At 66.1% G+C, this 22,786-nt stretch carries 20 protein-coding genes and 2 riboswitches; of the genes, 10 read left to right on the plus strand and 10 right to left on the minus strand.

Features of this window, described 5'->3' with window-relative positions; translation table 11 throughout:
• Positions 1-100 precede the first annotated feature (100 nt).
• On the plus strand, positions 101-1,510 hold the full coding sequence (locus HL671_RS04205) for a HAMP domain-containing sensor histidine kinase (protein ID WP_172235760.1): 1,410 nt from the start codon (positions 101-103) through the stop codon (positions 1,508-1,510).
• Entirely contained in the window at positions 1,507-2,148 is a 642-nt protein-coding gene (locus tag HL671_RS04210; protein WP_041750950.1) for a response regulator transcription factor, read from the plus strand. The genes HL671_RS04205 and HL671_RS04210 overlap by 4 nt, the downstream gene beginning before the upstream one ends.
• Before the next feature lie 30 nt (positions 2,149-2,178).
• Here HL671_RS04210 and HL671_RS04215 read toward each other — a convergent pair whose 3' ends face one another.
• Complete coding sequence (locus HL671_RS04215) at positions 2,179-2,481, minus strand: hypothetical protein (RefSeq protein ID WP_172235688.1); 303 nt, start codon at positions 2,479-2,481, stop codon at positions 2,179-2,181.
• A gap of 8 nt (positions 2,482-2,489) precedes the next feature.
• On the minus strand, positions 2,490-3,347 hold the full coding sequence (locus HL671_RS04220) for an SDR family oxidoreductase (RefSeq protein ID WP_172235689.1): 858 nt from the start codon (positions 3,345-3,347) through the stop codon (positions 2,490-2,492).
• A gap of 48 nt (positions 3,348-3,395) precedes the next feature.
• On the opposite strand from HL671_RS04220, the gene HL671_RS38745 reads away from it, so the two are divergent.
• From HL671_RS38745 to HL671_RS04240, 5 genes are all read left to right on the plus strand, one after another.
• The gene (locus HL671_RS38745) at positions 3,396-3,518 is read left to right on the plus strand and encodes a hypothetical protein (RefSeq protein WP_256374677.1); all 123 of its coding nucleotides are present in this window, start codon (positions 3,396-3,398) and stop codon (positions 3,516-3,518) included.
• A 355-nt stretch (positions 3,519-3,873) separates the two neighbouring features.
• Positions 3,874-4,986 (plus strand): DUF2336 domain-containing protein, encoded by a 1,113-nt coding sequence (locus tag HL671_RS04225; protein WP_172235690.1) that lies wholly within the window; start codon positions 3,874-3,876, stop codon positions 4,984-4,986.
• A 98-nt stretch (positions 4,987-5,084) separates the two neighbouring features.
• Positions 5,085-5,302: riboswitch (cobalamin riboswitch) on the plus strand.
• 110 nt (positions 5,303-5,412) lie between these two features.
• A complete protein-coding gene (locus tag HL671_RS04230) occupies positions 5,413-7,455 on the plus strand; it encodes a TonB-dependent receptor plug domain-containing protein (protein WP_172235691.1) in 2,043 nt (680 codons plus the stop codon).
• Positions 7,456-7,587: 132 nt separating this feature from the next.
• Positions 7,588-7,800, plus strand: a riboswitch (cobalamin riboswitch).
• A 113-nt stretch (positions 7,801-7,913) separates the two neighbouring features.
• On the plus strand, positions 7,914-9,986 hold the full coding sequence (locus HL671_RS04235) for a TonB-dependent receptor plug domain-containing protein (protein WP_172235692.1): 2,073 nt from the start codon (positions 7,914-7,916) through the stop codon (positions 9,984-9,986).
• A gap of 71 nt (positions 9,987-10,057) precedes the next feature.
• Positions 10,058-10,633: a hypothetical protein gene (locus tag HL671_RS04240; RefSeq protein WP_172235693.1), complete on the plus strand. Its 576-nt coding sequence runs from the start codon at positions 10,058-10,060 to the stop codon at positions 10,631-10,633.
• Positions 10,634-10,714: 81 nt separating this feature from the next.
• Here the strand turns inward: HL671_RS04240 and ilvC are convergent, their stop codons facing one another.
• From ilvC to miaA, 7 genes are all read right to left on the minus strand, one after another.
• Entirely contained in the window at positions 10,715-11,734 is a 1,020-nt protein-coding gene (gene ilvC, locus HL671_RS04245; RefSeq protein ID WP_012045960.1) for a ketol-acid reductoisomerase, read from the minus strand.
• A gap of 150 nt (positions 11,735-11,884) precedes the next feature.
• A complete protein-coding gene (locus HL671_RS04250; RefSeq protein ID WP_172235694.1) occupies positions 11,885-12,490 on the minus strand; it encodes a LysE family translocator in 606 nt (201 codons plus the stop codon).
• Between the two features lie 235 nt (positions 12,491-12,725).
• Entirely contained in the window at positions 12,726-13,415 is a 690-nt protein-coding gene (locus HL671_RS04255; protein WP_012045962.1) for a class I SAM-dependent methyltransferase, read from the minus strand.
• A gap of 3 nt (positions 13,416-13,418) precedes the next feature.
• Positions 13,419-13,961 (minus strand): acetolactate synthase small subunit, encoded by a 543-nt coding sequence (ilvN, locus tag HL671_RS04260; protein ID WP_012045963.1) that lies wholly within the window; start codon positions 13,959-13,961, stop codon positions 13,419-13,421.
• A 175-nt stretch (positions 13,962-14,136) separates the two neighbouring features.
• On the minus strand, positions 14,137-15,120 hold the full coding sequence (locus HL671_RS04265) for a threonine dehydratase (RefSeq protein WP_172235695.1): 984 nt from the start codon (positions 15,118-15,120) through the stop codon (positions 14,137-14,139).
• 367 nt (positions 15,121-15,487) lie between these two features.
• Positions 15,488-17,257, minus strand: a complete 1,770-nt coding sequence (locus HL671_RS04270; protein ID WP_172235696.1) for an acetolactate synthase 3 large subunit — start codon at positions 17,255-17,257, stop codon at positions 15,488-15,490.
• Between the two features lie 434 nt (positions 17,258-17,691).
• Positions 17,692-18,609 carry a tRNA (adenosine(37)-N6)-dimethylallyltransferase MiaA gene (gene miaA, locus HL671_RS04275; protein ID WP_172235697.1) on the minus strand — a complete coding sequence of 306 codons (918 nt, stop codon included), beginning with the start codon at positions 18,607-18,609 and terminating at the stop codon, positions 17,692-17,694.
• A 3-nt stretch (positions 18,610-18,612) separates the two neighbouring features.
• On the opposite strand from miaA, the gene serB reads away from it, so the two are divergent.
• The 3 genes from serB (at position 18,613) to arsH (ending at position 21,259) form a co-directional block, all read left to right on the plus strand.
• Positions 18,613-19,503, plus strand: coding sequence for a phosphoserine phosphatase SerB (serB, locus tag HL671_RS04280; protein ID WP_172235698.1), 891 nt, complete (start codon positions 18,613-18,615; stop codon positions 19,501-19,503).
• Between the two features lie 453 nt (positions 19,504-19,956).
• Positions 19,957-20,238, plus strand: a complete 282-nt coding sequence (locus HL671_RS04285) for a hypothetical protein (protein WP_172235699.1) — start codon at positions 19,957-19,959, stop codon at positions 20,236-20,238.
• Between the two features lie 307 nt (positions 20,239-20,545).
• On the plus strand, positions 20,546-21,259 hold the full coding sequence (gene arsH / locus HL671_RS04290) for an arsenical resistance protein ArsH (protein WP_172235700.1): 714 nt from the start codon (positions 20,546-20,548) through the stop codon (positions 21,257-21,259).
• 39 nt (positions 21,260-21,298) lie between these two features.
• Here arsH and HL671_RS04295 read toward each other — a convergent pair whose 3' ends face one another.
• Positions 21,299-22,720: an MFS transporter gene (locus tag HL671_RS04295; protein WP_172235701.1), complete on the minus strand. Its 1,422-nt coding sequence runs from the start codon at positions 22,718-22,720 to the stop codon at positions 21,299-21,301.
• Positions 22,721-22,786 lie beyond the last annotated feature (66 nt).

Here is a 22,786-nt window from a genome sequence, read left to right on the forward strand (position 1 = left end):
AAATTTCACGACCACGCGGCCACTCGCCCGTGGCGCTTTCGGCCCTGCCGGTTCTGCCGTTAAATGCCGACCGGGCTGGGCTGCCATGGATGCGCTGAAGATGTGGACCCGCTACGACCTCAAATACCGGCTGACACTGCGCATCTCCGGGGTGGCAACGCTCTGTTTCGCAGCGATCTGTGCCTATGTCCTGTTCGACATCGCGAGATCGGCGGATGCGCGCAATGCGCGGATTGCCGAAATCACGGCCCGGACGCTGCAGTTGCAGCAGAGCAAGATGCAATGGGTCAACAATCCGCCGGCCGGCTTTCCCGACCTCGATGCGGTCGCGGCGGCCAGCATGACGCCCGGCCTCTGCATCGCCTACCGCGCGGTCGGCGATCATATGCTGCAGCGGATTTGCGGCGGCGCGGACGCGCAGAGCGACGAACCGCCGCGCGCCTTTGCGATGCTGTATCGCGGGCTGTTCGGTCCGGGCCAGGAAGCCACGCGGCCGGTGCTGTCGCGTGACCGCAAGATCGGCGATGCGGTGGTCTGGATCGATGCGGACGTGATGACGGCCGACGCCTGGCGAGAGTTGCGCCGGCTGCTGCCGGTGCTCGGAACGGCGCTGGTGCTGCTCTGCGTGCTGGCCCATGCGGCGCTGGCACGCGCCCTGCGCCCGACCCGGCTGATCTGCGCCGGCCTCGAGCGGATCGTGGCCAACGATCTGACGGCGCGTTTGCCGCCCTTCGACCTCGCTGAGCTCTCAGCCATCCGCGACGCCTTCAACCAGCTTGCCGACGGGCTGCAGGCGGCGCTGGCGCAGCGCAGCGAGCTGACGCGGCGCCTGATCGCCCTGCAGGACGACGAGCGGCGTCACCTCGCGCGCGAGCTTCACGATGAGTTCGGGCAGTCGCTCGCAGCGATCCGCGCGCTGGCGGCGGCGATGCGCGAGAGCGTCGCCCTGGCGTGTCCCGCTGCGCTCGGCGAGTGCGACAGCATTGCACGCACCGCCGCGGACATGATGGAGACACTGCGCGGCGCGCTGGTGCGGCTGCGGCCGCCGGATATCGACGAGCTCGGCCTGGCCGCCAGCCTTGAGGGCCTGGTCGCGGGCTGGAACAGGCGACAGCGCGGACCAGCCCGGTTCGAGATCGACCTGTCCGGCCCGATCGATCGGCTCCCCGACACAACCGCCAACAATCTCTATCGCATTGCGCAAGAGGCGCTCACCAACTGCGCCAAGCATTCCGCGGCCACGCGGGTCCGCCTGCAGTTGGCGGCACAGAACAGCCTGGGCCAGGGCCCTTCGCCGGATCGGATCGTCCTCACGGTGGCCGATGATGGCGCAGCCAGCGATCTCATGGGCCCGCCAGGCATGGGCCTGCTCGGGATCCGCGAGCGCGTGGCCTCTCTCGGCGGCGACATGAGCTTCGCCGCGGGAGATCATGGCGGCTCGCGGCTTCACGTCACGATCCCCGTCCCGGCCTTTTCGCCCGTGCAGGCACCGATCGGGTGCGCAGCATGACGAACGCGGCGGGCACGATCATGCTGGTGGACGACCACGCCGTGGTGCGCGAGGGCTATCGGTCCATGCTGCAGAAGCAGCACGGCCTGCGTGTGGTCGCCGAAGCGTCCGATGGCGCCGAGGCCTACCGCCTGTTCAAGGAGGTGAGGCCGGATCTCGTCATCATGGACCTGACGATGCCGGGCGTCGGCGGCATCGAGGGCATTCGACGCATCCGGCAATGGGATCGCGACGCGCGCATTCTCGTGTTCACCATGCATGAGAACGCGGGATTCGCCGTGCAGGCGATCCGCGCCGGTGCCCGCGGCTATGTCACCAAGAGCAGCCCCCCGGAGATCCTGGTCCGCGCGGTGATGGAGGTGCTCGGCGGCGCCATCGCGATCAGCCCCGACATCGACCACGAACTCGCGCTCAGCCGCCTGTGTGGCGAGAGGGCCGCCGCCGACGTCCTCACGGCGCGCGAGTTCGAGGTCATGCAGATGCTGCTCGCCGAGCGCACCACCGAGGAGATCGCATCCGCGCTTCACCTCAGCCCGAAGACGATCGCCAATCTGCATTCGTTGATCAAGGACAAGCTCGGCGTCGGCACCGATATCGAGCTGGTGCGCCTGGCGCTGCGCCAGGGCCTGCTGACCTGACCCCGATCGACGTCCACGATTTATCGGGGGTCAGGACTGCTCCGGGTGAATGCGTGCCGCGTCAGCCGTCTCCGATGCGGACTCCCGGCTTTCGGGATCGACCGTCAGATGAAACTCACGCCCCAGCCGGCGCTGCACGCTCATGACGGCGCGGTCGATGTCGCTGATCAGGCTGTCGCCGAGGACGACATGGGGAATTTCCCAGTTGCGGCCGCTGCGCACGTCGACGGCCTGGACGGACGGCACGCACGCGGTCTCGCATCCCGGCTGCGCGCGGATCGCGTCTTCCACCAGACGGGTCAGCTCCGCCCGGGTCTTGCCGATGGTTGTCATGGCCTGGGTCAGACCTTGGCCGGCGGTGTCAGGCCGAGCCGCTTGGCGATGATGCGGTCGACGGTCCGCTTCGGCAGCATCCGGGTGATCCACTGCCGCAGCGGATCGGGCGCAATCTCGTAGCGCACCTTGGGCGCGGGCGCCGTCAGCGCCTCGAACACCCGCTCGGCGATGGTCTCAGCCGGCAGCCCGATCTTGCCGAGATGCAGCATGAAGCCGCGGATCCGCTGCAACGCCGGAAAGAACGGCGAGCTCTGATAGGCCGACAGGTCGACCTCCTCCGCCTTGGCCCAGATCGGCGTCTTCACCGCGCCGGGGGCAATGATGATGACGTCGATCCCGAACAGCATCAATTCGCGACGCAGGCTCTCCGACAGACCTTCGACCGCGTGCTTGGAGGTCGAATAAGGCGCCATCAGCGGATTGCCATTGCGGCCTGCCACCGAGCTGATCATCACGATCCGCCCTGCCGCGCCGGACCTCGCGGGATCCGCCCCGAGCAGCGGCGCGAAGGCCTGGGTGGCAATGACCGGGCCCATGACATTGACCTCCATCTGGCGGCGGAACTCCGCGATCGGCAGCTCCGTCACCGGACCAGCGACCGCAATGCCGGCATTGTTGACCAGGCCGGCAAGCGCCTCGCCGCCAAGCGCCGCCCGCACCTCGCCGGCGGCTGCCTTGACCGCCGCCTCGTCCGTGACGTCGAACAGCAAGGGAGTGAAGTTCGCGCCGAGCTCGGTGCGCAGCCGTTCCGCATCAAGCGGGTTGCGAACACTCCCAAAGACACGAAAGCCACGTGCGAGCAGAAGCTTCGAACAGGCGAAACCGATGCCCGTGGACGCGCCGGTGACGACGACGGATTTCATGGCGACCTCAACGATTTGCCGGACGATTATCGCATGAGATGCAGCGTCATGCTGGTGCTGTTTTCAGCGGCGGACGGGCGCGACAGCCGGCTGCGCTTCCGGCAGCCGTTCGAGCCGATGACACCGGGAATCGTCTCGCTGGCGGCCGGGCGGACCGCCGCAAGAATGTGATTTAGAATTCGATCCTTGAGCGGATGACAGCTGAGGTGAGCTGGATGAGGGCGGATAATCGAGATCAAGAAACGTCTCTGACCTTATGAGATCATTAACCTTTCCGTCTTTACCCGGAGCTCTTTTGCCGATCGTGGCCGATCGTCCGATGCAGCGCTGCGGTGGCGCCAATCGGCACCTGTTTAGCAGCGCTAGCCGCTTCGTCTTAATTTTCCGTATCCGTGTTTCTCCGGAGTACTACGCTCCTGGCCCCTAACACATTGTTATCGCCGATACGGAAAGCTGCGCGGTGCCGAGCCCGCAGCGGAGCAGAAGCGCGGCCGCTGCGGCAATTCCGGACCAGACGAGCGTGACCGTGTCTCAGCCAGAACAGCTTCCCGATTCAGAACATTCGATCATCTCCGAACTCGAGGACGCGGTTCGCGGCGGCTCCTCCGAGAAGCGCGTCCACACGCTCCGCCAAGTCACCAACCTGTTCCTGCATGATGGCGAACGCCTCAGCGAGGAGCAGATCAAAGTGTTCGACAACGTGCTGTGCATGCTGGTGTCCCGCGTCGAGACGCGGGCGCGGGCCGAGCTCAGCAAGCATCTGGCGCCGGTCGATTACGCGCCGGTCGACGTCATCCAGCGCCTCGCCCGTGACGACGAGATTTCGGTCGCCGAGAGCGTGCTGATGCATTCGACCCGGCTGTCCGAACACACCCTGGTCGAGGTCGCATCGACCAAGGGCCAGGACCACCTGATGGCGATCTCGAGCCGCCCGCATCTGACCGAGGCCGTCACCGACATCATCGTCGACCGCGGCGAACGTCGCGTCATCCGCAAGCTCGCCAACAACCAGACCGCGCGCTTCTCCGAGACCGGCTATTCCGGGATGATGGCGCATGCCGAGGATGACGACGAACTGACCGAGATCATCGGGCTGCGCGTCGACCTGCCGAACAAGCATTTGCGCGACCTCCTGCGCCGCGCCACCGATTCGGTGCGCACCAAGCTGATGGCCTCCGCCCCGCCGGCGCTGCAGAAGGAGATCAAGAAGGTCCTGAAGACCATCAGCGACGTCGCGCGCAGCGATGGCGGCCTGGTCGGGCGCGACTTCACGCTGGCCGAAGAGGCCGTCAAGCGCATGAAAGGGCTGAACGAGCTCAACGACACCGCCATTGCCTTTTTCGCCGAGACCCGCCGCTTCGGCGAAGTAGCGGCCGCGCTCGGAATGCTCAACAACGTGCCGACCGAGATGATGGCCAAGGTGCTGGAAGGCCCGCGCACCGACATCGTGCTGATCCCCTGCCGGGCGGCCGGGCTGATCTGGCCCGCCGTCGCCAAGATCCTGACTCACCGCCCGATCAAGCACGCCATCGACAGCGAGACGCTCAAGCTGGCGGAGCGCGATTACACCAGACTGTCGCTGGACACGGCGCAGCGCACGCTGCGGTTCTGGATGGTGCACAACAAGGTCGAGAAGTAAGCCGGACCGACCTTGCCGGTTTCGCAGGACGGAGTCGCGCGATACCGGCCTATCGCCGGGAGATCGCGTCGCCGTGATTGACTCGGCCACACCCGCACACCTACTGTGATGACGACGGTGCCCCATAACCGGGGCTCAAAAGGGAATGCGGCGCCGGACGCGTCTCGCGAGGGACATGATCGAAGGGCGCAGCTGTCCCCGCTCGTGCAGGCGGCAAATGACGCGTCATAGGCCACTCGGAAATCCTGGTCCCGGAACGACGTCATGGCGGCTATGACACGCGAGCCAGGGCACCCGCCGTCAGCGGTGGTCACACGCGAACATATCGGTCCGGATGGTGTTGGCACCGTCTTCAGGCCGGCCGGCAACGACCTGCGTGGCACCTCGTTCGCGGTGACGTGCCACTGACGTGATGCCGAGGTCCACGTGTCTCCCGTTTCCCATGCCCGGCACTGCCGCGCCGTCCTGTCCTCGTCCTGTGTGCTCACATCGATTGCGCTGCTCGGTGCGTTTTCTGCAGCCGCGCAGCAATCCGCCTCCCCGCATCTGCTGCCGCCCGTCGAGGTCGACCCGCCACACAAACCGGCCGCCCGGAAACCGGTCGTCGCCGGCAGATCTCATGCCCGCAGCGCGGCATCGGCGCAGAGGCCGGTAGCGCCTGCCGCCGCCAGCCCAACCGGCATCGCCACGCCAGCCGCCGAGGCCGGCCGGTCGATCACCGTGGTGACTGACAAGGATATCGCCACCCAGCAGGGCCGCAGCCTGCCGGACATCCTGAGCACGGTCCCCGGCTTGACCGTCGTGCAGGCCGGCGGTCCGGGCGGGCAGAGCACCGTCTCCACCCGCGGCACCAGCGCCAACCATACCAAGCTCGTCATCGACGGCGTCGATGTCGGCAACGTCACCAACAGCAATGGCGCGCCCGATGTCGAGCATCTGCTCACCGCCGACATCCAGCGGCTCGAGGTGCTGCGCGGGCCGCAGAGCGGCCTCTATGGCGCGGATGCGCTCGGCGGCGTGATCTCGATCACCACCCGCAAGGGTGACGGACCGGCACAAGCCACCGGCTCGATCGAAACCGGCGCGTATCGGAGTTTCAACCAGACCGCGGGACTCAGCGGCTCAAAGGATCAATTCAACTACGCGTTCAACATTGCGCACCTTCACGCCGGCGATGTGCCGGTGACGCCCTGGCAATTGCTGCCACCAGGACGGAAGGCGATCGGCAACGCCTATGACAACGTCACGGCGTCGACCAGGCTCGGCGTCGACCTGAACGAGGCCTGGACGCTGAACGCGCTGGTTCGCCACACCGACGCGAGCCTGCTGTTCACCGGGGACAGCGGATCTCCGAGCTTTCCGAATGCAACCCAAAGCCATCACACCGACCGCCAGTTGACGACCCGCGAGGAAGCCGTCTGGTCGCTGCTCGGCGGCCGCATCCGCAACCATTTCGGCGTGAACTACGTCAACAACTGGTCTTACGATCTGGCGCCCGGCAATCCGGCGCCTACCATCGCCACCGGCGAGCGCATCAAATATGACTGGCGCGCAGTGGCCGAACTCTCCCCGCGCAATCATCTTGTGGTCGGCGTGGAGCAGCAGGCCGAGCGGCTGAAGGCGGCCGACGTCCTGGCCGAGAACGGCAACAAGGCCGGCTTCGTCGAGCTGCAGACCGAATTCGCCAAGCGCTGGTTCGTGGTCGCGAGCCTGCGCGACGACGTCGACGATCGGTTCGGCGGCCACGGCACCTACCGGATCGCGCCGGCGGTGATCCTGCCGGTGACCGAGACCCGGCTGAAGGCGAGCTATGGCACCGGCTTCAAGGTGCCGACCTTGAGTCAGTTGTATCAGAATTTTCCGGCCTTCAATTTCTTCGCCAATCCGAACCTGAAGCCGGAGGCGAGCATCGGCTACGATGCCGGCTTCGAGCAGCCGCTGTTCGAGGATCGGTTGCGCTTCGGCGCGACCTACTTCCACAATGACATCACCAACCTGATCAGTTTCAACGCGAACGCCACCTCCTTTGCCAATATCGGCTTCGCCACCACCGAAGGCACCGAGAGCTTCGTCGCGGCGAAACTGACCGATCGCATCTGGCTCCGCGCAGACTACACGTTCACCCGCGCGGTCGACGCGAGCACCGGTCAGCAGCTGTTGCGCCAGCCGAGAGAGAAATGGAGCGCCACCGCCACATGGCTGCCGGTCGATGCGCTGACGCTGTCTGCCACCCTGCTGCGCGTCGGCGACTGGCTCGACGTCAGCCGCGACGGTACCACGACCGGCCTCGTCGCGCCCGGCTATACGCTGGTGAATCTGCGCGGCGACTACGCCCTCTCGGACCAGGTCAAGCTGTTCGCCCGGATCGACAATCTGTTCAACCGCCATTACCAGAACCCGACCGGCTTCCTGGCGCCCGGCTTCGGCATGTTCGGCGGCATCCGGATGGCCACCTCCGGGCTGCAGTGACGATGCCAACACGCTGGCCTGGGCGGTCGCGGTCAGGCAGGGCACGCGGCCGCGCTCGGACTCGGAGCAGACGGTGTGGCCGGGGGCCCTTCGGCGCCATCATCGCCACGATTGACTCAGCCACACGCGCACACCTACTGTGATGGTGACGGTGCCCCCTGACCGGGGCTCAAAAGGGAATGCGGTGCCGGACGTCCTTAACGGATCGTTCGAAGGCCGCAGCTGCCCCCGCAACTGTAAGCGGCGAATCTCACGTCAGATGCCACTGGGATTCTCGGTCCTGGGAAGGCGGCGTTGAGGTGACGACCCGCGAGCCAGGAGACCTGCCGTCAGCCGTGGTCACACGCGAGGATGCCGGTCGGGGCGTTTATTGGCATCGTTTCTACGCCGGGCAGCATTGGCCGGTGTGAAACCTCGTTCGCGGTGACGTGCCACTGACGTCATGCCGAGGTTCCCTCGTGTTCTCGTTCCTATCCGTCGCCCGGCGCCATCGCGCCGGCCTGTCGTCGTCGACCGTCCTGGTCTCCATCGCGACGTTCGGCGCGGCTCCGGCCACCGCCCAGCAATCCGCCTCCCCCGACCTGCTGCCGCCGGTCGAGGTCGATCCGCCCCGCAAGCCGGCCGCTCCGAAGCCGGCCTTGCCGCGTGGGGCGCAGACGCCGCGCGCACGCGCATCGCAGCCGGCGGCCACGCAGAGCGCCGCCGCCCAGGCCAACGCACAACTCGTCGTCAGCCCGACCGGCATCGCAACCCCCGCTGCCCATGTGGCGAACGCGATCACCGTCGTTACGGCCAAGGACATCGCCACGCAACAGTTCCGCAGCGTGCCCGACATCCTCGCCGCCATTCCCGGCTTGAACGTCGTGCAGACCGGCGGCGCTGGCGGGCAGAGCTCGGTCTTCACCCGCGGGACAAACGCGAATCACACCAAGATCCTGATCGACGGCATCGATGTCGGCGACGTCACCAATGCCAATGGTGCGTTCGACTTCGCCCATCTGCTGACCTCGGACATCCAGCAGTTCGAGGTGCTGAGGGGGCCGCAGAGCGGCCTCTATGGCTCGGATGCGATCGGTGGCGTCATCTCGGTGATCACGCGCAAGGGCGACGGCCCGGCGCGGGCAACCGCTTCGATCGAGACCGGCACGTATCAGACCTTCAACCAGTCGGCCGGCGTCAGCGGGTCGCAGGACAATGTGAACTACGCGATGAATGTCGCGCATCTCCATGCCGGCGACATTCCGGTCACGCCACAGCAATTGCTGCCGGCGGGGCAGAAGGCGATCGGCAACGCCTATGACAACGTCACCGCCTCGACCAAATTCGGCGTCGACCTCAACGAAGCCTGGTCGCTGAATTCCGTGATGCGCTACACGGACGCAACGCTGCTGTTCACCGGCGACGGCAGCTTTCCCAGCGTCCCGAACGCGGCCCAGAGCACCCATGCCGTGCGGCAGTTCGCCACGCGCGAGGAAGCCGTGTGGTCGCTGCTCGACGGCCGCATCAAAAACTATTTCGGTATCAACTACGTCAACAACCGGACGTCCGATCTCACCGCGGGCAATCCCCTCGCCGCGATCTCGACCGGCGAGCGCATCAAATATGACTGGCACGCGGTCACCGAGCTCGCTCCGCACAACAATTTCATCGTCGGGCTCGAGCAGCAGACCGACCGCCTCCAGACCACGGGCCTCACGGCCGAGAACGGCAACAGAGCCGGCTTCGTCGAGGTGCAGACGAATTTCGCACAGCGCATGTTCCTGGTCGCGAGCCTGCGCAACGACATCAACGATCAATTCGGCAGCCATGGCACCTACCGGATCGCACCGGCCGTGATCCTGCCGGTCACCGAAACCAAGCTGAAGGCGAGCTACGGCACCGGCTTCAAGGCGCCGACCTTGAGCCAGCTCTATCAGGACTTTCCGGCGTTCAACTTCTTCGCCAATCCGAACCTCAAGCCGGAGCAGAGCACCGGCTATGATGCGGGATTCGAGCAGCCGCTGTTCGACGATCGCATCCGCCTCGGCGCGACCTACTTCCACAACAGTATCACCGACCTCATCAACTCCAATGTGACCTTCACCTCCTACGCCAATGTCGGACTCGCCACCACCGAGGGCACCGAGAGCTTCGTCACAGCGCACCTGACGGACCGGCTGTCGCTGCGCGCGGACTATACGTTCACGCGCGCGGTCGACGCGACGACCGGTCTGCAGCTGCTGCGCCGCCCGAAGGAAAAATGGAGCGCGACAGCGGTCTGGACGCCGCTGGACCCGCTGACGGTGTCGGCCACCTTGCTGCGCGTCAGCGACTGGCGCGACGTCAGCCGCGACGGCATGACCTCGGGCCTCGTCGCGCCCGGCTATACCGTCGTGAACCTGCGCGCCGACTACGCGGTCTCCGGCCAGGTCAAGCTGTTCGGCCGCGTCGATAACCTGTTCAATCGGCACTACCAGAACCCGACCGGCTTCCTGGCCCCGGGCCTCGGCGTGTTCGGCGGCATCCGCATGGCGAGCTTCGGGATGGAGTGAACGCCCTGCCCTGCGAACCGCTGTCATCGACATCCCCAATGGACTACAATCCACCCCGAAGGAGACGACCCATGGCTCTCGACATCCTCACCTCCCCCGCCGACGCTCGCCTCACGCCCGTGCCGCCGCGGCATGCTGCGGCCTTCTGCTTCGCGCTGCTGGTCACCGCCTGCGCGCTGGCGAGCTTCGCCTTTGCCTGCGCCACGCCATTCGCGGCCTTCGCGGTGGTCGCAGCCGCCCTGCTGCCGCTACGCCCCGCGTTGCTCTGCGTGCTCGGCGCCTTCCTGGTCAACCAGGGCATCGGCTTCGGCGCCCTGCATTATCCCATCGATGCCAACACGCTGGCCTGGGGGATCGCAATCGGTGCCGCCGCGCTCGGCGCCACGATCATCGCGCGCCTCGTGTTGCAGGCGTTGCGCGCCGCACCGGCGCCGCTCGCGCTCACCGCCGCCCTGCTCGGCGCCTACGCCGGCTACGAGCTGCTGCTTCTCGCGGCCACGCCCGTGCTAGGCGGCGCGTCGAGCTTCACGCCTGCGATCGTCGCGCGCCTCGGACTGACCGGCGCCGCCTGGCTGGCCGGGCTCGTCGCCACCTGTGAGATCGTCCGCCTGCTCGCGCCGCGCGTCTCACGCCGCGCGATGTCCTGAATGGACCGGCGACGGCTCGATCCAACAAAAACGGCGGGCCTCGGCCCGCCGTTTGCATTTCTCGATCGTCGTCGCGAGACCTTAGTTCTTCGACTTGTCGACCAGCGCGCCCTTCTTGATCCAGGGCATCATGTCGCGCAGGCGGGCACCGACTTCCTCGATCGGGTGCTGGGCGAGACGGGCACGGGTGGCCTTGAACGAGGACTGGTTGACCTTGTTCTCCAGCATCCAGTCGCGGGCGAAGCGGCCGGACTGGATGTCGTCGAGCACGCGCTTCATCTCGGCCTTGGTCTCGGGGGTGATGATGCGCGGGCCGGTGACGTACTCGCCATATTCAGCGGTGTTGGAGATCGAATAGTTCATGTTGGCGATGCCGCCTTCATAGATCAGGTCGACGATCAGCTTCACCTCGTGGAGGCACTCGAAATAGGCCATTTCCGGGGCGTAGCCAGCTTCCGTCAGCGTCTCGTAGCCGGCCTTGATCAGCTCGACCAGGCCGCCGCACAGCACCGCCTGCTCACCGAACAAATCGGTCTCGCACTCTTCCTTGAAGGTGGTCTCGATGATGCCGGCGCGGCCGCCGCCGATCGCCGAGGCGTAGGACAGGCCGAGATCATGGGCATTGCCCGAGGAGTCCTTGGCGATCGCGATCAGGCAGGGCACGCCGCCGCCGCGCTGGTATTCGGAGCGGACGGTGTGGCCGGGGCCCTTCGGCGCGATCATCAGCACGTCGAGATCGGGGCGCGGATCCAGCAGGTTGAAATGCACGTTGAGACCATGGGCGAAGACGAGCGCGGCGCCCTGCTTCATGTTGTCGTGCAGGTGCTCGCGGTAGATGTCGCCCTGCAGCTCGTCCGGGGTCAGCATCATCACGAGGTCGGCCCACTTCGCGGCCTCGGCGACTTCCATCACCTTGAAGCCGGCACCTTCGGCCTTCTTGGCCGAGGCCGAGCCCTTGCGCAGCGCAATCGCGACGTCCTTGACGCCGGAATCCTTCAGGTTCAGCGCATGGGCATGGCCCTGGCTGCCATAGCCGACGATGACGACCTTCTTGCCCTTGATCAGGTTCAGATCGGCGTCGCGATCGTAGTAGACACGCATTGTCGTTTCCTCTTTGAAATGGCCGGAATTGGCTGGAAAGTCAGACGCTTGGGTGAGGCACGGGCGGCTGCGCCCGGACGAAATCCGGCCCGTGTCTAGAGCATTTTGAGGTGCGATGGAAACCCCGATCTCGCATGGCGGCCGCCCCTCTCATGCGTCCATGAACACGGGATAGAGCGAGGCCAGCAGCAGCAGGGCCATCAGGATATTAAAGCCGCGGACCGCGCGCTCCGAGCTCAAGAGCGGCCGCAATGCGGTGCCGAACAGGGTCCAGGTAATGGTCGAGCCGATCGCCATGACGAAGCTGATGGCGACCTGCAACGCAACGTTGGCGGGAAAGCGGGCGATGGCGGCATAGGCCGTGATGGTGCTGATCACCATCACCCAGCCCTTGGCATTGACCCATTGGAACAGCGCCGCGCCCCAGAACGACATCGGGCCGCGCGGCGACGTGTCGTTATCGGTCTTGGCCGATCCGGAGAAGGCGATGACGACCGCGAGATAGATCAGATAGGCGGCGCCGAGATATTTCAGCACCTCCTGCAGCACGGGATAGCGGATGAACACCGTGGCCAGCCCGAAGCCGACCGCGCCGACCATGAAGGCGAAGCCGAAGCTGACGCCCATCATATGCGGCACCGTGCGGCGGAAGCCGTGGGTCACGCCCGACGACAGCAGCATGATGTTGTTCGGCCCCGGCGTGAACGCCATCACGAAGGCGAAGGTGACGAAGGCGATGAGGAGCTGCTGGGACATCTAATGAGCTTCCGCCGCACGACGGCTCTTCACCCTCCCCTGAAGGGGGAGGGGCGATCGCGCACGAAATGCGCGATCAGGGTGGGGTGGGCCCCAGGCACAGCTCGCGCGGGGAGGCGTCCCCCCGCCCCGTTTCACATCGCGGCTTCGCGCGATGTGAAACGCCCCTCCCCCTCCAGGGGAGGGTGGCAGCGTGCTCGCCTCGCCATCTCGCGCAAACATCAACACAGCTCGCCTACCCCTGCCCCGCCGGCTTCTGCAGCACATAGGTCGCGTGCATCGGGGCGTGGTAGTCGGCCGACACAGTGACGAAGCCGACCTCGCTCAGCATCCGCTCCATCACCCAGGCGAAGGTCGAGTTCTCGTCGCGCATATGGGTGATGACGCTGTCGCGGGCGAGGTCGTGGTTCTTGATGTTGAAATCGGCCCATTGCTCGATCGAGCGCTCGGCGCCGTCGGGCATGCTGACATAGACGATATCGCGCAGGAAGAACTGCGCGCCCGGCTTCAGCGCGCCGTAGATCCGCGCGAGCGCCACCGCCTTCCAGAAGTCCGGCAGATGATGCAGCGTGAACTCGCTGGCGATCAGGTCGTAGGAATTGGCCTCATAGGCGAACGACAGCAGGCCGGCCGAATGCATCCGCACCGCGGTGCGGCGGTCGCGGGTGTAGATCTTGGTCAGCGCCAGCATCGCCGGGGAGATGTCGATGGCGTCGACGACCGCGCCCAGCAGCGCCGCTTCCGTCGCCAGCACGCCATTGCCGCAGCCGATATCGGCCACTCGCCAGCCGGGCTTGACGCCCAGCATCTTGAGCGCGGCGCGCGCGCGCTCGTCCGCATCATCCCCCGCGCCATAGATCGAGGCCACGGCATGATCCAGCCCGATCCGGTTCCGTTCGTTGTAGTACCAGTCGCGCGCCAGCATGGCTCACATCCCTTCCGGTCCCCGCCCGATCGCCGCAATGCCGGTCCTGGCCACCTCGACCAGGCCGAGCGGACGCATCAGATCGATAAACTGACTGATCTTGTCGGTGTTGCCTGTGATCTCGAACACGAAGCTTTCCGTGGTGGCGTCGATGACGCGGGCCCGGAACGCATCCGCCAGCCGCAGCGCCTCGACGCGCGGCTCGCCGGTGCCGCGCACCTTGATCATCGCCAGCTCGCGCTCGATCGCACGCTTCGTCAAGGTCATGTCGACGACGCGATAGACCGGCACCATGCGGTCGAGCTGGTGCTTGATCTGCTGGATCACCATCGGCGTGCCCGTGGTCACGATGGTGATGCGCGACAGGTGCTTCTGGCTCTCGGTCTCGGAGACGGTCAGGCTCTCGATGTTGTAGCCGCGGCCGGAAAACAGGCCGATCACCCGCGCGAGCACGCCGGGCTCGTTCTGCACCAGCACTGACAGCGTGTGCGTCTCGTTAGGGTCGTGGCGATCTTCGAGGAAATAGGCTGATGCTGGCTGGTTCATTGCTGTCCCCGTGGTGTCTCTGCCGTCATGGCCGGGCTTGTCCCGGCCGTCCACGTCGAGCGTCGCGCGCGCGGCTCGTGGATGCCCGGGCCTTCGCCGCGCCGAAGCGGCTTCGGCCGCGCAGGCGGGTCAAGCCCGGGCATGACGGCGGTGTTTGTGGTGCGCCGAGTGCCCATCACGACACTCCTGCCATTTCTTCGGAGGTTGCCGGCATCACCCAGCGCCTGAACAAATCGAGATCGATGTTGCCGCCGGTCAGCACCAGGCCGACGCGCTTGCCGGCGAGCTTGCGCTTGTCCTGCAGGGCCGCCGCGAGCGAGGCTGCGCCGGCACCTTCGGCGAGATTGTGCGTGTCGGTCCAGAAGATGCGGATAGCCTCGGCGATCTCGGCGTCGCTGACCTGCACGATGCGCGATGCACCCTTGAGAATGATCGCGAGCGCATCGGCATCGGGGCTGCGCGTCGCGAGCCCATCAGCCTTCGTATCGGCGCTGTTGGTCGTCACCACGGTGCGCGCCGCGAATGACAGCGCGTAGGACGGCGCCTCCGTCGACTGCACGCCGACGATCTCGGTCTTCAGGCCGAGCAGGTCACGCGCGAGAATGCAGCCGCAGATGCCGGAGCCCTGCCCGATCGAGACGTAGAGCACATCGAGATCAGGGGCGGAACGGAACAGCTCCAGCGCGTAGGTCGCAACACCGCGCACGAGATCAGGATGGAACGACGGCACCATGTGCAGCCCATCACGCGCCGCGTGCCGCCCGGCTTCCTCGCGCGATTCCTGGAAATCGCTGCCATTCTCGATCAGTTCGGCACCGAACGCGGCCATCGCGCGGTTCTTCTCAACCGAATTGCCCCTGGGCACGTAGATCGTCACCGGCAGGCCGTTGCGGCGGCCGGCGAAAGCGACGCTCTGGCCATGATTGCCGCGCGTCGCGGTGATCAGGCCGCGGACATCAGGCTGCGTGCGCTTGAGGTTGTCGACATACACCAGCCCGCCGCGCACCTTGAAGGCACCGGCCGGCGTGTGGTTCTCATGCTTGACGACGACGCCGGCCCCCAGCCGCGCGGCGAGCAGCGGCCACGCATGCGCCGGCGTCGCCGGCACGGCGGCGCCGACGATGGCATGGGCGGCTTCCAGCTCAGCGAGCGTGAACATGGGACTGCTCATGTGTTGTTCGCCGATAGCCGCGAACGCCGCTGCGCTCCCTCTCCCCGTTCTGACGGGGGCGCGACGAGCTTCGCTCGCGCTGAGAGGGCTGGGGTGAGGGGCAGCCACACGCAACGGCCGTGCGGAGAGCCCCCCTCACCCGGATTGCATCTGACGATGCCATCCGACCTCTCCCCGCAAGCGGGGAGAGGTGAAGAGCGCCGGCACCGCACCACAGTGTCATGCCCGCGAAGACGGGCATCCAGGACGCCGCGGCCGGTGTGAGACCCACGACCGCCGCGGCTTCCTGGATCGCCCGGTCAAGCCGGGCGATGACAGCGGAGTTTGTCGGGCGCGCTGAGCTCACGATCAGTCCTCACACCAGCGCCTTACCGCCGGCGAAGGCCGCAGCCGGATCCGACGCTTCCGCCGGCAGGATCATCTCGTTGTGCGCCTTGCCGGAGGGGATCATCGGGAAGCAGTTCTCCAGCGCGGCGACGCGGCAGTCGAACAGCACCGGCTTCTTGACCGAGATCATCTCCTTGATCGCGCCGTCGAGATCGCCGGGCTTTGAGACCTGCAGGCCGACGCCGCCATAGGCCTCCGCCAGCTTGACGAAGTCCGGCAGCGCTTCCGAGTAGGAATGCGACAGGCGGTTGCCGTGCAGCAGTTGCTGCCACTGCCGCACCATGCCCATATACTGGTTGTTGAGGATGAAGATCTTGACCGGCAGCTCGTACTGCACGGCCGTCGACATCTCCTGCATCGTCATCTGCACCGAGGCGTCGCCGCCGATGTCGATAACCAGGCTGTCGGGATGCGCGACCTGGACGCCGATCGCCGCCGGCAGTCCATAGCCCATGGTGCCGAGGCCGCCCGAGGTCATCCAGCGGTGCGGCTCCTCGAAGCCGTAGAACTGCGCCGCCCACATCTGGTGCTGACCGACCTCGGTCGTGATGTAGGTGTCGCGGCCGCGCGTCAGCTCGAACAGCCGCTGGATCGCATATTGCGGCATGATGACGTCGCGGTTCGGCTTGTAGGCCAGCGAGTTGCGCGCCCGCCAGGTGGCGATCTGCTGCCACCACGCCTTGATGTCCGGCGTCTTTGCCTCGGCCTTGAACACCTGCAGGATGTCGGCGAGCACGTCGCCGCAATCGCCGATGATCGGCACGTCGACGCGGATGTTCTTGTTGATCGAGGACGGATCGATGTCGATGTGGATCTTCTTCGAGTTCGGCGAGAACGCGTCGGTGCGGCCGGTGATGCGGTCGTCGAAGCGCGCGCCGACGCACAGCATGACGTCGCAATCATGCATCGTCATGTTGGCCTCGTAAGTGCCGTGCATGCCGAGCATGCCGAGCCAATTGGTGCCCGACGCCGGATAGGCGCCCAGCCCCATCAGGGTCGAGGTGATCGGAAAGCCCGTGACCTCGACCAGCTCACGCAACAGCCTGGAGGCCTCCGGCCCCGAATTGATGACGCCGCCGCCGGAATAGATCACCGGCCGCTTGGCCGAGGCCAGCAGCGCGACCGCCTTGCGGATCTGCATCGCATCGCCCTTGACGCGCGGGGCGTAGGAGACGTGGACGTCGGACTTGCGCGGCGGATGATAGGTGCCGGTGGCAAACTGCACGTCCTTCGGCACATCGACGACGACGGGGCCCGGCCGGCCCGAGGTCGCGACATAGAACGCCTCGTGCAGCACCTTGGCCAGATCGTTGACGTTGCGGACCAGCCAATTGTGCTTGGTGCAAGGCCGGGTGATGCCGACGGTGTCGCATTCCTGGAAGGCGTCGTTGCCGATCAGATGCGTCGGCACCTGGCCGGTGATGCAGACCAAGGGAATCGAATCCATCATCGCATCCGCCAGCGGCGTCACCATGTTGGTGGCGCCGGGACCTGATGTCACCAGCACGACGCCCGGCTTGCCGGTCGAGCGCGCATAGCCTTCGGCGGCATGGCCGGCGCCCTGCTCGTGACGGACCAGGATGTGCTCGACTTCGCTCTGCTGGAAGATCTCGTCATAGATCGGAAGCACCGCGCCGCCCGGATAGCCGAAAATGTGCTGCACGCCGTGGTCGATGAGCGCGCGCACGATCATCGCGGCGCCGGTCATCTGGTTCGGATCGTGGCTCTTGTCGGTCATGGCAGGCTCCGGATCGCTTCTGTCAGCGGCTTTGTCGTCTGGGTCAGTCGTTTCGGTCAGTTCGGGGTCGTCTCGGTTCGGGGTCGTCCAGGCAATAAAAAAGGGCCCTGGAAGGCCCTGCGCACCGCTCGGATCATGGATGGCCGCTAGCCATCCCCGGCGATGCGCCTGGGTACGACTACGATAAGGATGGCGGTAATAATGTTGCGCATGTTGCCGAGCAGACTTCCCAAAGGTTGCGCGAACATAGCCACGGATACCCCGATGTCAAGGCAAAGCCGGCTCATACGCGCGATTTTGTCAGGTTAACGCGGAATTCGCCGTTCGGCGAGCGGTAATTTGGCCGTCACGCCGTCATTGCGAGCGAAGCGAAGCAATCCGGGGCCACTCGACAACTCTGGATCGCTTCGTCGCTGCGCTTCTCGCGATGACAATTAGAGGAACGCCACCCACCCCCGCGCCTGCTCCGGCGTCAGCCATTCGAACTCCGGCAGCTGATGCCGAAACCAGGTGAATTGCCGCTTGGCATAATGCCGGGTGTCGGCCTTGCCGATCACGGCCGCCTCCTCCCGCGTGATCTCTCCGCGGAGATGCCGGATCAGCGCCGGCACGCCGTGGGCCTTCATCGCCGGCAGCAGCGGATCGAGCCCGCGCGCCGCCAGCCGCGTGACCTCCTCCAGCGCCCCGTCCGCGAGCATGGCGTCAAACCGTGCATCGATCCTGGCGTACAGCGCCTCGCGCTCCGGAGCGATGAACAGCGCCCGATAGCTTCCCTCCGGGAGCAGTGGCGGGGTGGTCTCGGCATGCCACTCGGCCAATGGCCGACCGGTGGCCTCGATCACCTCCAGCGCCCGGGCAATACGGGTGCGGTCGCGGACATTCAGCCGCGCCGCCGCCGCGGCATCGCGCCGCGCCAGCTCGGCATGCAGCGCCTCCACCCCGTCGCGATCGAGCCTGAGACGCACCGCCTCGCGCACCTCGTCCGGCACAGGTGGCACGGCCGACAGGCCGCGCGTCAGGGCCTTGAAGTAAAGCCCGGTGCCGCCGATGAAGATCGGCAGCCCCCCGCCTCGTCGCACCTCGTCGAGAACCTCTTTGGCATCACGGACATAATGGCCGGCCGAGTAGTTCACGGCGGCATCGACACAGCCATAGAGCCGGTGCGGCACCGCGGCCTCTTCGGCGAGGCTCGGTCGGGCCGTCAGCACCCTCAGATCGCGGTAGACCTGCATCGAATCGGTATTAATGACCGCCCCGCCCGCTTTTTGCGCAAGTTCCAGAGCGAGCGCCGACTTGCCGCTGGCGGTCGGCCCTGCGATAAGCACGGCTTTGTTGATCCCTGGCAAAGTCACCGGATGTCTCTCGTCGCCACCTTCATCTGCAATCCCGCCGATCCCGCGCTTGATACCACCATCGTGGAGGCCTTCCTGGCCGTACTGCCATCGCCGGGGACGCCGCGCTGGCTGTTCGACGAAGTCGCGATCGACATCCCGTTCGCCGGCGAGGGCGAGGTCCACAAGATCGAGGCGCGCTTGCGCGACCTGCGCGGCGACATGCCGATCGACATCGTCGTGCAGGCGGAAGCCGTCCGGCGCAAGAAGCTTTTTCTGGCCGACATGGACTCGACGATGATCGGACAGGAATGCATCGACGAACTCGCCGAATTTGCCGGGCTGAAGGCGCGTGTCTCCGCCATCACCGAACGGGCGATGCGCGGCGAGATCGCGTTCGAGCCGGCCTTGCGCGAACGCGTGGCGCTGCTGAAGGACCTGCCGGTGAGCGTCGTCGACGAGGTTCTCGCCAAGCGTATCAAGCTCACCCCGGGCGGCCGCCAGCTGGTAATGACCATGCGGGCACATGGCGCCTATACATGTCTGATCTCCGGCGGCTTCACGCTGTTCACGCGTCCCATCGCGGCCACGATCGGCTTTCAGGAAAATCGCGCCAACGAGCTCGTGGTGGCCGACGGCAAGCTGACCGGTGACGTGCGTGAGCCGATCATCGGACGCGACGCCAAGCTCGCCACCCTGACCGAACTGCGCGAATCCTTCGACCTCGACGAGATCGACACGCTGGCGGTGGGTGACGGCGCCAACGATCTCGGCATGATCGAGGCGGCCGGCCTCGGCGTCGCCTATCACGCCAAGCCCGCGGTCTCCGCGGCCGCCTCCGCACGCATCGACCATGGCGACCTCACCGCGCTCCTCTACGCCCAGGGCTACACGCGCGCCGAATTCGTGGAATGAGCCCTGGATGAAGCAGCCGCCGCGCAGAAACGGCTGCCTGCGCGCCATCATGTCACCCCTGCGAGCCGGATGGTGAACACGGCGCGGCCTCGTTCGAACGAATGACACATCGCGCCGTGATGGCAGCCGAAGGGCGCACGCCGCTTTGAATACGAATCATGCATTCGAGGGCAAGGACATGTGCAGCCTCTGCTCGCGCAATCGGGCTGAACGTTTATTTCAATCTGCCGCGCTCACGCGCAACCACGTTCCAAATCATTTCAAAACGCTGATCGTGTCATTCGACACTCGCATCAGATCCAGCAACGACGCCGCTAATTTTAACCGCGTCACCGTTCCATCAATTGTCAAATCATGCTGCATCGCATATATGGTTTTTCAGGTGAGGAAGCGTCCAAGACACGAACACGATTGCGCATGACGCGATCGATCATCGTCACAAAAGGACCTCCGATGACCATCAAGCGACTCATTCCCAGCACTCTGCTCGTTCTCGCCGCGCTCAGCAGCGCCGCTGTTGCAGCCGAATTGCCGAACTACGAAGTCAAGGCGCTGCCGGCCACTCCGCATCAACTGTCCGTCGTCGGCGCTTCGGCTGCCGAGGAGCAGGCCCCCGCTGCCGACCTGACGCGCGCCGGCATGCCCGCCACGAACCACCAGCTCGCCGTGCTGACCACCCACCGCCGCAGCGCCGCTCTTGTTGTCCCGACCACGGTCGGCAGCGCACGCAACTAAGCGCCTGATGTGATCTCTCGACCCATCTCCTCGAGCCCCGTTCTGTCATAGCTCGAGGAGGTGTCGCCGGTCGCGGGCGCCACCGCCCGGGACGATGCCGACCACGACGTGACGATGGTGCGCCGCCACGTCGGAGCAGTCGAGGCAACGAGCCTCCTTCTCCCCTCCCTTCCCCCGCCGTTGACATCAGATGATCCAACCCGCCATGGTGTTGACGAGGGTTGTTTTGGTCAGCATCTGATTGCGAGCCATTGATCCCCGCTCCAGAGTGGATGTCGGCTGCTGTGTGAGGCCGGAGGGAGCCGCGTTGACTGACACGACGCCGCAATTGGACGATGCCGCGTTCCGTCCGATCGACCGGGCGAAGCTGCTGGAGCCAGCCCCGTCCTCGCATCCCCCGCGCATCCTGCTGCTCTATGGATCGCTGCGGCAGCGTTCGTTCAGCCGGCTGCTCACCGAGGAGGCCGCGCGCATTCTCGCCCGTTATGGCGTGGAGACGCGGAGCTTCGATCCGCACGGATTGCCCCTGGTCGACGAGTCCAGGCCCGATCATCAGAAGGTTCAGGAGCTCATGCAGCTCGTGACCTGGTGCGAGGGCATGGTGTGGTGCTCGCCCGAGCGGCACGGGGCGATGACCGGCGTGATGAAGACCCAGATCGACTGGATTCCGCTGTCGGTGGGAGCCGTCAGGCCGACGCAGGGCAAGACGCTGGCGGTGATGCAGGTCAGCGGCGGCTCGCAGTCTTTCAACGCCGTCAACCAACTGCGCGTGCTCGGCCGCTGGATGCGGCTGATCACCATCCCGAACCAGTCGTCAGTCCCGAAGGCCTTCGCGGAGTTCGACGAGGCCGGGCGCATGAAGCCATCGGCCTATTATGATCGCCTCGTCGACGTGATGGAAGAGCTCGTCAAGTTCACGCTGCTGACACGCGACCGGGCCGACTATCTGGTCGACCGCTACTCCGAGCGCAAGGAAAGCGCCGAGGCGCTCTCGCAACGGGTCAATCAGAGGTCGATCTGATCGGTCCTGGAGCAGATCCGGAAAGATGGCTTCCCGCCATCAGGCCGCTTGCTGCTGCTTCTCCCCGCCGATCCGCGCGACGGTGGCCGAGGGCAGCAGCAGGAGCGCGGCAACGCTGGCCACGGCGCAGGCCGAGGCCGCCACCAGGAACATCCGGGCATAGTCAGGCGCTCCTCCCGAGAGACCCAGAACGGCGCCGAGCGTCGCGATCCCGATCGCGAAGCCGGCCTGGCGCATGATCACCGTGACCGCCACCGCCGTGCCGGCCTGATCAGCCGGCACCAGCGCAACGACCGCCCCCGACAATTGCGGATGCGCCAGCGCGGCGCCCACTCCCATCGCGCCCATGGCGACGCGCACCAGCCATGATCGGAACGTCGGATCTGGTGTGGCGAGCGCGCCGACGAACAGCAGATTGCCGACAGCCGTGATGGCGAGCGCGACGCTGAAATGCCGTCGCCAGCCCCACCAGTTGACCAGCCTGGCACCGAATGGCGGCACCACGAGCATCGGGAATGTCGCCATGAGCATCGCCAATCCACATTCGGCCGCGTTCCAGCCGAATGTCGCAGCGAAAAAGTTCGGCAGATAGACCAGGACGGCCCAATAGCCGAGCGACACCGAATTCAGCAGCAGCGCGACCGCAATCATCGCGCGGTTGACGAAGATCGCGGGATCAAAGATCGGCTGCGGCCGGCGCCGCTGCTGCCACAGGAAGGCCCCCAGAAGCAGCGCGGCCAGGACAATTCCGAGGACCAGATCTGCGCCGCCGCGCGCGTGCAACAGCGCGGCGATCAGCATGCAGAGCGCTGCGCTCAGAAGCCCCATGCCGAGGTAGTCGAGCGGACGTTGCGGCGACTTGTGCATTTCGGGCACGAGCCTGGGAATGCTCCAGGCGGCCAGCAGGCACGCCGGCAGATTGGCGGCGAAGATCCAGCGCCAACCGACCCACGTGGAGATGCCGCCGCCAATGCTCGGTCCGAGCGCCATGGCAACGCCAGAGACCACGCCGAGCCAGCCCAACGCCCGCGTGCGCGCGCCCGGCGCCGGATAGAGCGCGGCGATCAGCGCGACGCCGCCGGTCATCACAAAGGCCGCTCCCAATCCCTGCAAGGCGCGTGCGAGCCCGAGGGTCAAGCCATCCCCCGCCAGCGCGCACGCCAGCGATGCCGCCGCGAAGACGAGATTGCCGGCCAGCATCGCACGGCGACGGCCCATGCTGTCGGCAAGACTGCCCGCAACCAGGAGCGCCGCCGTGAAGGCGAGGCTGTAAGCGTCCATCACCCAGGCCTGGCCGGCGATCCCGAGCCCCAGCCCGTCCGCGATCACGGGCAAGGCGACGACCACGGCGGTCACGTCGAAATTGGTGAGGAAGGCGGCCAGGCTCAAGGCGAGCGCCGGCCACATCGACGTGACCGTCTCCAGTTCGGACGGCGATGACACTGAACGGGCGTTAGGCACTGAGCGCACTCCAACGTGACGAGCGACGCCCTCAGAAATGACCGTCGCGCCTGTTCACGTCAGCAT

The organism is Bradyrhizobium denitrificans, assembly GCF_013179005.1.
GTDB classification, from domain to species: Bacteria; Pseudomonadota; Alphaproteobacteria; order Rhizobiales; family Xanthobacteraceae; genus Bradyrhizobium; species Bradyrhizobium denitrificans.